Here is a 9,558-nt window from a genome sequence, read left to right as displayed (position 1 = left end):
TGCCCGACTCCCTTATTGGGCCGCCATGGCCTCCGCCTGGCAGAGGTCGACGCTGACCAGTTGGGAGACGCCGCGCTCGGCCATGGTGACGCCGAACAGCCGGTCCATGCGGGCCATGGTGACCGGATTGTGGGTGATGGCGATGAAGCGCGTCTCGGTGCGCCGGCGCATCTCGTCGAGCATGTTGCAGAAGCGATCGACGTTGGCGTCGTCCAGCGGGGCGTCCACCTCGTCGAGCACGCAGATCGGCGCCGGCTGGGCCAGGAACACCGCGAAGATCAGGGCCGTGGCGGTCAGCGCCTGCTCGCCGCCGCTCATCAGGCTCATGGTCGCCATGCGCTTGCCGGGCGGGCAGGCGTAGATCTCCAGGCCCGCCTCCAGCGGGTCCTCCGACTCCACCAGCCGCAGCTCCGCCTGGCCGCCCTGGAACAGCGCCTGGAAGAGCGTCTTGAAGTGCTCGTTGATCACCTCGAAGGCGGCCAGCAGGCGGTCGCGGCCCTCGGCGTTCAGCTCGGCGATACCCTCCCGCAGGCGGGCGATCGCGCCTGTGAGATCGGAGCGTTCGGTCTGCATGACCGCGAGCCGCGCGCCGTGCTCGGCCGCCTCTTCCTCGGCGCGCAGATTGACGGGGCCGATGGCGTCCCGCTGGCGCTCCAGGTTGTAGAGGTGGGCTTCAACGCCGCTGGCGTCGGACGGAATGGCCACGGCCTCGTCGGCGAGTTTTCGCGCCAGCTCTTCCGGCTCGATGCGGGCGGTCTCGCGGATCTGGGCGGAGACCTCTGTGAGGCGGGCGGCGGCGGCTTCGGCGTGGGCGGCGAGGCTGGCGCGGACCTCGCGGGCCTCCGAAGCGGCGGCCTCAGCGGCGCGTAGCGCGCGGTCGGCCTCGGCGCGCTCGTGCTCGGCGCCAGCGAGCGCGTCGGAGGATTTCGCGCGGCGGGCTTCGGCGACGCCGAGTTCGTCCAGCAGGGCCGCGCGGCGGGTCTCCAGGGTCTCCGGCGCGGCCTTGGCCTTGGCGAGCTCGGCTTGCGACTTGGTGCGCGCTGCGGCGAGCGCGTCGAGGCGCTTGGCGGCGGCCTGGCTGCGGCGGCCCCAGTCCTCGCGGTCGGCGGTCAGCAGCTCAAGGCGCCGCGCGCGGCCATCGCGGTCGCGGATCTCGAGATCGAGCGCCGCCCGCGCCGAGGCGGCGGCTTCGCGGGCCGGACCGGCGGCGGCGCGCGCGGCGGCCAGCCGTTCGGCCAGGTCTTCGTCGCCCGCGTTGGCGGCGGCGACCGCCTCGACCGTCGCGAGCGCCTGTTCGTGTTCCGCGAGCTCGGCCTCGAAGCGGCCGATGACGTCGTCGAGGGAGGCGGCGTGGGCTTCCTTGCGGGCCGCCTCACGGTCGAAGCGCTCGAGGGCCGTGCGCGCGGCCAGCGCCTTCTGCTCGGCGGCCGGCGTCTCGCGGCGCGCGGCGCGCAGGGCGTCCTCGATCCCCGCCAGCTTGGCCGAGGCGTCCTTCAGGATCTGGCGAGCGGCTTCGGCCTTGGGCGTCAGCGCCTCGATCTCGCTCTCGACCTCGGCCAGCCGGGTCTTCTGCTCCAGGCGCACCGCGGCGGGCTTGGGCGCATCGGCGCGCGAGGTGAAGCCGTCCCAGCGCCAGAGGTCGCCCTCCTTGGAAACCAGCCGGCAGCCGGGCGTGAGGCCCGCCTGCAGGGTGTCGCCCTGAGCGCGGTCGACCAGCGCGGTGAAGGCCAGTCGCGCGGCGAGCGCGGCCGGCGCCTTGACCAGACCCGCGAGCGGCGTCGCGCCCTTGGGCCAGGCGGGCGCCTCGGCGTCTCGGCCACCCCAGAAGGCCGGCGCGGCGCGGTCGAGCGCGGCGTCCAGGTCGTCGCCCAGGGCGGCGGCCAGGGCCTTCTCGTAACCCCGGTCCGGTGAAACCGCGTCCAGCGCCGGCGAGAAGCCGCCGCGCTTGGCCTGCGCCACCAGGGCGGCCAGGGCGCGGGCCTCGGCGGTCAGGCGGCCGAGCTGCTCGTCGAGCTTGCGGGCGGCTTCGCGGGCGGCGGCCTCGGCGCCTTGGGCGGCCGTGCGATCCTCCTCGGACTTTTCCAGGGCGGCGCGGGCGGCGGCGAGCGCGGCCTCGGCGGCCTCGACCTCAGCCTTGGCCTGCGCGGCCTGCGGATTGGCGATGACGCCGAGCGCGTCCCGTTCGCGCCTGGCCTGATCGAGCGCCCGGTGGGTCCGCGAGAGCCGCATCTGGGCTTCTTCGACGCGGGTCCTGGCCGCCTGGCGCTGGGCCTCCTGGGCGGCTGTCTGGGCGGCGAGCGATTCCACCTCGGCGTCGGCGGCGGCGCGGGCGGCCTCGGCGGCCTGGGCGGCGGCCTCCAGTTCCGGGATGCGTTCCGGCGCGGTCTTGATGGCCTGCTCCAGGGCCGCGACGTCGTCGGCGAGGCGGGCGAGGGCCGCCGCCGCGTCCTCGACGATGTGCTCCTCGCGGGCGCGGTCGGCGTCGATGCGCTCGATGTCACCGGTCAGCCGCGCCAGTTCGGCGGCGTGCGCCTCGTGCTCGCGATCCAGCCGATCCTTGTCGATGGCGAGCTTGTGCAGGATGGCCGCGGCGATGGTCTCCGCCTCGCGCAGCGGCTTGATCGCCTCATCCGCCTGGGCGGCGCGGGTGGTCGCCTGGGCGGCGACGCCGGCGGTCTCCTCCACCGCGCGGATGGCCGCGGCGGCCTCTGCGCCCAGGCGTTCGGCGGCGGCGGCGGCCTCGGCCCAGCGGGCGTAGAGCACGGCGCCTTGCAGCGCGCGGATCTCGGCGGAGAGCTTCTTATAGCGCTCCGCCTGGCGCGCCTCGCGCTTCAGCCGGCCGAGCGTCGACTCCAGTTCGCGCGCCACGTCCTCCAGCCGCGCCAGATTGGCCTCGGCGGCGCGCAGCCGCAGTTCGGCCTCGTGGCGGCGCGAATGCAGGCCGCTGACGCCGGCCGCTTCCTCCAGGATCATCCGGCGGTTTTGCGGCTTGGCGGCGATCAGCTCGCTGATCTGCCCCTGGCGCACCAGGGCCGGCGAGTTGGAACCGGTCGAGGCGTCGGCGAACAACAGCTGTACGTCGCGCGCGCGCACTTCGCGGCCATTGATCCGGTAGGTCGAGCCCTCGCCCCGGTCGATGCGGCGGACCACCTCCAGCACCGGCTGATCGTTGAAGGCCGCCGGCGCGCGGCGGTCGGAATTGTCGATGGTGAGCGCCACCTCGGCGTGATTGCGCGAGGGGCGATTGCCGGAGCCCGCGAAGATCACGTCGTCCATGCCGCCGGCCCGCATGGCCTTGGCGGAGTTGGCGCCCATCACCCAGCGCAGCGCTTCCAGGAGGTTCGACTTGCCGCAGCCGTTCGGCCCCACGACGCCCGTGACGCCGGGCTCGATCCGGAACTCGGTCGGTTCGACGAAGGACTTGAAGCCCGAAAGGCGCAGCCGCTGGAAGTGCACGGGAGTCTAGCGGCCTCCCATTTTGGCGGCAGGCTTCTTCGCCCCAGACTTGTCGGCGACGGGCTTCGCCGCGGAAGCCATCAGGGCGTCGAGCTGTTCGACGGTTTGCGGCGTTTCGACCTCCTTGCCGTTGACGAACAGGGTCGGCGTGGAGTTGACCCCGTCCTGCTCTGAGGCGCGCTGGGCGCGCCGGGCGACGGCGTCAGCGCCGTTCTGATCCTGCAGGCAGGCCTCGAAGCGGGCCTCGTCGACACCGTTGGCCGCAGCGATCTCCTGGAAAATCGGCTTGATATTGCCGGAGGTCCAGCGCGACTGGCTGCGGAACACCTGGTCGACCACGGTGAAGTACTTCTCGGGCCCCGCGCAGCGGGCGATCAGGAATCCCGCCACCGCCACCGTCGCCGGCTCGGTGATCATTTCCTTGAGCGTGTAGTGGACCTTGCCGGTGTCGATGTACTTCGACTTCAGCGCCGGGAAGATGGTCTCGTTGAAGCGGCCGCAGTGCGGGCAGGCCATCGAGGCGTATTCCAGCACTTCGATCTTCGCCTTGGGATTGCCCATGCTCATGTCATCAGCCATCGGCCTGGGGCCGGGCTTCGGCGCGGGCGCGGGCGCGGGCGCGGCCAGGGCCGGGGCGGCGGCGGCGGCGGCGGCTGCTACGGCAAGGATCATGAGGCGGCGGTCGAACATCGGCTGATCTTAATCCTTCGCCTGACCGATAGCCGCATCGAGTTCCGTCAGCGTCATCTCACCCTCGGTCCGCTTGCCGTTGATGATGAAGGTGGGCGTCGATTCCACCTTGTCCACATGCTCGTGCCGGTCGACGCGGGCGGCCAGCGCCTTTTCGGCGGCGGTGTCGCGCATGCAGGCGTCGAACTGCGCCGCGCTGAGGCCGCCGGGGTCTTTGGCGATCGCAGCCAGCACGCCCTTCACGTCCTTGCTCTCGACCATCGCCTCCTGGCCCTTGAAGACGGCGTCGAGCACCGGGAAATAGCGGTCCTTGCCGGCGCAGCGGGCGAGCAGGAAGCCGGCGGCGGCGATGGCCTCGGGGTCGGTCAGGTATTCCTTCAGGGTGTAGCGGACCTTGCCGGTGTCCACGTACTTGGCCTTGAACGCGGGGAAGACCTCCATGTCCCAGCGCGCGCAGTGCGGGCAGCTGGCCGAGGCGTATTCGACCACAGCCACCTTGGCCTGCGGATTGCCCAGGCTCATGTCGTCCGCCTGCGCCACCGAGGCCGGATCGGCGGGCTTTTTGGCGCAGCCGCCCACCGTCAGGGCGGCCATCAGGGCCACGGCGACAAAGGGGCGGGACGCGAACATACGGACAGGAGTCTCCCAGGCAGCCTGAATTAAAGCCCGATTCCCTGCGGGGTCAGACTCGCCACAAGCCGATGCGGCGGACGAAGCTGTTAGTCAACGCGCCCGCGTTGTCGCAGGACGCCCCGGCCGAGCGCCAGCAGTGCGGCCTTGAGCTTGCCCTCCGGCGCGGCCGCCAGGTCCTTCGCCAGGTCGGCTTCGGCGGCGGCGTCGAGCGGCGGCAGCCGGCGGCGGGATTTGGCGGTGGGCTCGTACTTGCGCTGCAGCGGCCCCTGCACGATGCGCAGCTTCTGCACCGCGTCCGCGCCCAGGAACAGGTTCACCCGCGCCAGAATCTCGTGCGCCTGATGCTGGATGATCGCCGCGGCCGGCCCGGCCACCCGGATCTCCAGCGACGAGGGCCCGCCGTTGCGGCCGCGGGTCAGCTTCACCGGCTCGGTGCGCTTGGCGATCTCGACGCCGACCACCTCGCGCCAGCGGGCCTCCAGCGCCCCGGAGCCCTGGCCGAACTTGGCGTCCAGCGCCTTCAGCGTCTTGTTGAGCGCGCGGCCCATCGGCGGCGGCGGGCGGCGTTGCGGCCGCGTGCGCTTGGCCGTCAGAATCTGGGCGGCCTCTTGCAGGGTCGGAAGGTCGCGGCGGGGAGCCATGCGCCCACCTTACCGTCATCGCCTGACGACAGTAAGGAGGGGCGGCGATAAGGAGGGGATGTGAACCCAGACCGCCTGCGCGCCCAACTCCTCGCCTGGTACGATGAAAACGCCCGCGACCTGCCCTGGCGGGTGGGGCCGAAAGCGCGTGCGGCGGGGATGCGCGCCGATCCCTATCGGGTGTGGCTTTCGGAGGTGATGCTGCAGCAGACCACCGTGCCGCACGCGATCCCCTACTTCCTGAAGTTCACCGCCCGATGGCCGACCGTCAACGACTTGGCCGCCGAGGACGACGGCGAGGTGATGGCCGCCTGGGCGGGCCTTGGCTACTACGCCCGCGCCCGCAACCTGCTCGCCTGCGCCCGCGCCGTGGCCAGCGATCACGGCGGCGTCTTTCCGGACACCGAGCAGGGGCTGCGCGTTCTGCCGGGGCTCGGGCCCTATACCGCCGCTGCGGTGGCCGCGATCGCCTTCGACGAGCCGACCAATGTGGTCGACGGCAATGTCGAGCGGGTGATGGCGCGGCTGTTCGCGGTGGAAGAGCCCCTTCCCGACGCGAAACCGGAGCTGAAACGGCTGGCCGGCGAACTGGTCGGCGACGACCGGCCAGGCGACTGGGCTCAGGCGCTGATGGACCTGGGCGCCACGGTCTGCCGGCCCAAGGCGCCGCTCTGCGACCGCTGTCCGGTGGCGACCCACTGCGCGGCCGTGGCCCTTGGCGCGCCGGAGACCTGGCCGCGCCGAACCGCCAAGGCCGAGCGGCCGCACCGCCATGGCGTGGCCTATGTGCTGACCCGCGGCGACGAGGTGGGCCTTGTGCGCCGACCTCCGAGGGGTCTCCTGGGCGGCATGCTGGCGCTCCCGACCAGCGACTGGCGCGCGGCGCGCTGGAGCGACGCCGAAGCCATCGCCGCGGCGCCCGCCAGGGCCGCCTGGCGCGGCGTCGGCGAGGTGGAGCATGGCTTCACCCACTTCACGCTCACGCTGCGGCTGCTGCGCGCCGAGGGCGTCGAGGCCGACGTGATATGGAGCCCCCGGCGCGACCTCGACGGCCTGCCGAGCGTCTTCCTCAAGGCCGCGCGGGCAGGGCTATCGAACCTGCTCTAGTGCGCAACGGCCTTGGCCAGGCCTTCCAGCATCATGGCCCAGGTCTTCTCGTAATCCCGCCGATGTTCGAGGTCTGACGAGGTGACCCGGCCGTTGAGGTTCTCCTGGATCACCGTCACCTCCGTCCCGCCGTCGCGCGGCGACAGCTCGAAGGTCACCAGGTGGATGGCGTCGGGCGCCGAGCCGCTGGCGTGGGTGTAGCTGAGCCGGCGGCGCGGCAGGAACGAGCGGACCTCGCCGCGGTCCTCGTAGGGCTCGCCCTTGATCTTGCCGTGCAGGGTGATCGGGTGGCCGACCTGCCAGTCGGTCTCGACATCGGCGCCCATCATGTAGGCCTTCATGCCCTTGCGGGATGTCAGAGTGTCCCAGACCTCGTCCGGTCCTGCCGGGATCACCCTGGACGCCTGTGCGGTCGCGGTCATGTCGATCTTTCCTCCTCGCCTATCGCGTGAACGCCGAAAGGGGCGAAAGGCTTCACCCGACAGTCAGCGAATCCAGGGTTTCAGCACCTCATAGACCGGCGCGGTCGTCGGGCCCTCGCGGGTGACCGCGATCAGCTGGCGGCGGCGGGTGAGCTGGCGCACCGCGTTCTGCACCGAGGATTTCGAAAGGCCGGTCTCCAGCGCGATGCCGGACAGGCTGGCCGCGAAGCGCCGCCTGCCGCCGTCGGTGCGCGCCCAGAGCCACAGATAGACCAGGAAGGCCGACGGCGAATGGTCATGGTTCACGAGGTCACGCATCAGGACGTCGACGACGTAGGGGTCGAGGGTAATGGATCGAGTCATGATCGTTGCTATAGTATTTATCGGACGGATTGTCGCGCGGCGGCGCCTCGCGGCAAAGAAGCGGCGGCAGCAAGCTAAGAGGCCCTGAATGATCACCCACCTGAAATTCGCCGGCATCTCCTGCCGCGACCAGGAAGCGCAATTGAAGTTCTGGACCGAGAAGATGGGCTTTCGGGTGACCACCGATCAGCCCATGGGCGCGCAGCGCTGGATCGAGCTGGCGATCGCCGGCAGTCCGACGGGGCTGGTGCTATTCACGCCGGAGGGTCACGAGGACCGGGTCGGCAGCTTCTTCAACGGCTCCTTCGCCTGCGACGACGTCGAGCAGACCTACCGCCAGCTGAGCGAGCGCGGGGTGGAGTTCCGCGGGCCGCCGGAGAAGCAGCCTTGGGGAACCTTCGCCATGTTCAAGGACGTCGAGGGCAACGAGTTCGTGCTGAGCTCGCGCTAGCGGAAGAGCCGGAAGGCCAGCCAGATCAGGGCGAAGAAGCTCGGATAGGCCGTGAGCCCCAAGCCGAACGCCCGCGCCCAGGGCGCGAAAAGATAGCCGCCCCAGAACGCCGCCCGGCCGACCCCGAACAGGACCGCCAAGGTCGGGATTAGGCTGAGGTTCTGCGGCGCGAGCGTGAGCGAAGGCCCGGTCCAGGCGATCGCCGCCAAGGCGGTCTGCTCAAGCGTGTTGGTGTTGTAGCGCAGAGTGATGTCCATGAAACCGGGGCCCTTGGCGGCCCCGCCGTCGATGTCGTCGGCTCTCAGAAAGCGCTGATTGGCCACGGCGGCGATGCCAGCCAGCAGGCAGAGGCCCGGGACCAGCAGCCAGCGCCAGGCCAGCGCCAGCCGGTCCGCCGTAGCGACCGCCGCCGGGTCGTGGCCCCCGAGCGCGTGGCGGGCGGCGAACAGGCAGATAGCCGCCGCGGACAGCACGCCCAACAGGATCAGGATCTGCTTGCGGATCATCGGCCCCTCCGAACGGCGGCAGCCTAGACCCGCAACCTCTAGGCGGCGAGCTGTTGGCGCACCTTGGCCCGCAGCACGTCGATGGGCGCCAAGCCCTTGTCGGACTTGAAGTGCCAATAGGTCCATCCGTTGCAGGCCGGCTGCGACTGCACCATGGCGCCGACCTTGTGAATCGAGCCGGAGAGGTCGCCGACCACCAGGCTGCCATCGGCGCGCACCCGCGCGGCATGGCGGCCCTTGTCGTCGTAGAGCACGTCGCCGGCCCGCAGCAGCCCCGCCTCGACGATCTGGCCGAAGGGGATGCGCGGCTCGGACTTCTTGGAGCCGGTGACTGTCATCTCCTCGGCGGTGGCGGGGATCACCTTGGCGATCCGGTCCTTGGCGAGCTTGGCGTAGCCTTCCTCGCGCTCGATGCCGATGTATCGGCGGCCGAGCCGCTTGGCCGCGGCGCCGGTCGTGCCGGTGCCGAAGAACGGGTCGAGGATCACATCGCCCGGCCGGGTCGAGGCCAGGATCACCCGGTGCAGCAGTGCCTCGGGCTTCTGGGTCGGGTGCGCCTTGACCCCCGCCTCGTCCTTGAGCCGCTCCTCGCCGGTGCACAGAGGCAGGCTCCAGTCGGAGCGCATCTGCAGCTCGTCATTGGCCATCTTCATGGCGTCGTAGTTAAAGGTGTAGCGCTTGCCCCCCCGCGACTTGGTCGCCCAGATCATCGTCTCGTGGGCGTTGGTGAACCGCGTGCCCTTGAAGTTCGGCATCGGATTCGACTTGCGCCAGACGATGTCGTTGAGGATCCAGAAGCCCAGGTCCTGCAGGGTCGCGCCGACCCGGAAGATGTTGTGGTAGCTGCCGATCACCCACAGCGCCCCGTCATCCTTCAGGATGCGGCGGCACTCGGAGAGCCAGGCTTTCGTGAAGGTGTCATAGGCCGCGAAGCTCTCGAAATGGTCCCAGTCGTCGTCGACGGCGTCGACCTTGGAATTGTCCGGGCGCAGCAGGTCGCCGCCCAGCTGCAGGTTGTAGGGCGGATCGGCGAAGACGAGGTCGCAGGAACGATCCGGCAGCTTCCTCAGTTCTTCCAGGCAGTCGCCCAGGATGATGGTGTCGGCCGCAACGCCCATACGCGCCTCATGGATTCAGGAGGCTGAATCCTTGCGCCGGTATGATTAAGGAGCCCCTTCTAAACAGGGTGAACGGCGCCTTAATTCAGGACCCGATTTGAACACAAACGGGCCTTTATTCGCAAAATAATCAATGGGTTGGAACCTTATGCCCGACTGAGCGGCTTAGCG

At 70.5% G+C, this 9,558-nt stretch carries 10 protein-coding genes; 2 read left to right on the top strand and 8 right to left on the bottom strand.

What is annotated here, in order from left to right:
• Positions 1-12: 12 nt before the first annotated feature.
• The 4 genes from smc to VKQ35_RS20885 form a co-directional block, all read right to left on the bottom strand.
• Entirely contained in the window at positions 13-3,456 is a 3,444-nt protein-coding gene (gene smc / locus VKQ35_RS20900) for a chromosome segregation protein SMC (RefSeq protein ID WP_324364745.1), read from the bottom strand.
• A 6-nt stretch (positions 3,457-3,462) separates the two neighbouring features.
• Positions 3,463-4,146, bottom strand: a complete 684-nt coding sequence (locus VKQ35_RS20895) for a DsbA family protein (RefSeq protein WP_324364743.1) — start codon at positions 4,144-4,146, stop codon at positions 3,463-3,465.
• 9 nt (positions 4,147-4,155) lie between these two features.
• Complete coding sequence (locus VKQ35_RS20890) at positions 4,156-4,776, bottom strand: DsbA family protein (protein ID WP_324364741.1); 621 nt, start codon at positions 4,774-4,776, stop codon at positions 4,156-4,158.
• 89 nt (positions 4,777-4,865) lie between these two features.
• The gene (locus VKQ35_RS20885) at positions 4,866-5,420 is read right to left on the bottom strand and encodes a DUF721 domain-containing protein (RefSeq protein ID WP_324364739.1); all 555 of its coding nucleotides are present in this window, start codon (positions 5,418-5,420) and stop codon (positions 4,866-4,868) included.
• Positions 5,421-5,480: 60 nt separating this feature from the next.
• Here VKQ35_RS20885 and mutY point away from each other — a divergent pair, with 60 nt between their 5' ends.
• Positions 5,481-6,527 (top strand): A/G-specific adenine glycosylase, encoded by a 1,047-nt coding sequence (gene mutY / locus VKQ35_RS20880; RefSeq protein ID WP_324364738.1) that lies wholly within the window; start codon positions 5,481-5,483, stop codon positions 6,525-6,527.
• Here mutY and VKQ35_RS20875 read toward each other — a convergent pair.
• Together VKQ35_RS20875 and VKQ35_RS20870 are read right to left on the bottom strand one after the other, a co-directional pair.
• Complete coding sequence (locus VKQ35_RS20875) at positions 6,524-6,949, bottom strand: SRPBCC domain-containing protein (protein ID WP_324364736.1); 426 nt, start codon at positions 6,947-6,949, stop codon at positions 6,524-6,526. The genes mutY and VKQ35_RS20875 overlap by 4 nt on opposite strands.
• A 63-nt stretch (positions 6,950-7,012) precedes the next feature.
• A complete protein-coding gene (locus VKQ35_RS20870) occupies positions 7,013-7,312 on the bottom strand; it encodes a helix-turn-helix domain-containing protein (RefSeq protein ID WP_324364734.1) in 300 nt (99 codons plus the stop codon).
• A gap of 88 nt (positions 7,313-7,400) precedes the next feature.
• Here VKQ35_RS20870 and VKQ35_RS20865 point away from each other — a divergent pair, with 88 nt between their 5' ends.
• Positions 7,401-7,763 carry a VOC family protein gene (locus VKQ35_RS20865; RefSeq protein ID WP_324364732.1) on the top strand — a complete coding sequence of 121 codons (363 nt, stop codon included), beginning with the start codon at positions 7,401-7,403 and terminating at the stop codon, positions 7,761-7,763.
• Here the strand turns inward: VKQ35_RS20865 and VKQ35_RS20860 are convergent.
• Both VKQ35_RS20860 and VKQ35_RS20855 read right to left on the bottom strand, forming a co-directional pair.
• Positions 7,760-8,269, bottom strand: a complete 510-nt coding sequence (locus VKQ35_RS20860; protein ID WP_324364730.1) for a hypothetical protein — start codon at positions 8,267-8,269, stop codon at positions 7,760-7,762. The two genes, VKQ35_RS20865 and VKQ35_RS20860, sit on opposite strands and share 4 nt — an antisense overlap.
• A gap of 38 nt (positions 8,270-8,307) precedes the next feature.
• The gene (locus VKQ35_RS20855; RefSeq protein ID WP_324364728.1) at positions 8,308-9,387 is read right to left on the bottom strand and encodes a site-specific DNA-methyltransferase; all 1,080 of its coding nucleotides are present in this window, start codon (positions 9,385-9,387) and stop codon (positions 8,308-8,310) included.
• Between the last annotated feature and the right edge of the window lie 171 nt (positions 9,388-9,558).

The organism is Phenylobacterium sp., assembly GCF_035309685.1.
Classification (GTDB): Bacteria; Pseudomonadota; Alphaproteobacteria; order Caulobacterales; family Caulobacteraceae; genus Phenylobacterium.
The sequence above is the reverse complement of the archived record's forward strand: the minus strand, read 5'-3'. Positions and strand labels throughout refer to the sequence as shown.

What these genes read in the sequence shown, in the direction of transcription:
- VKQ35_RS20890 (WP_324364741.1), bottom strand. Translation starts at nt 4,776, where the DNA reads ATGTTCGCGTCCCGCCCCTTTGTCGCCGTGGCCCTGATGGCCGCCCTG.
- VKQ35_RS20885 (WP_324364739.1), bottom strand. Translation starts at nt 5,420, where the DNA reads ATGGCTCCCCGCCGCGACCTTCCGACCCTGCAAGAGGCCGCCCAGATT.
- VKQ35_RS20895 (WP_324364743.1), bottom strand. Translation starts at nt 4,146, where the DNA reads ATGTTCGACCGCCGCCTCATGATCCTTGCCGTAGCAGCCGCCGCCGCC.
- VKQ35_RS20865 (WP_324364732.1), top strand. Translation starts at nt 7,401, where the DNA reads ATGATCACCCACCTGAAATTCGCCGGCATCTCCTGCCGCGACCAGGAA.
- VKQ35_RS20860 (WP_324364730.1), bottom strand. Translation starts at nt 8,269, where the DNA reads ATGATCCGCAAGCAGATCCTGATCCTGTTGGGCGTGCTGTCCGCGGCG.
- VKQ35_RS20855 (WP_324364728.1), bottom strand. Translation starts at nt 9,387, where the DNA reads ATGGGCGTTGCGGCCGACACCATCATCCTGGGCGACTGCCTGGAAGAA.
- VKQ35_RS20870 (WP_324364734.1), bottom strand. Translation starts at nt 7,312, where the DNA reads ATGACTCGATCCATTACCCTCGACCCCTACGTCGTCGACGTCCTGATG.
- VKQ35_RS20875 (WP_324364736.1), bottom strand. Translation starts at nt 6,949, where the DNA reads ATGACCGCGACCGCACAGGCGTCCAGGGTGATCCCGGCAGGACCGGAC.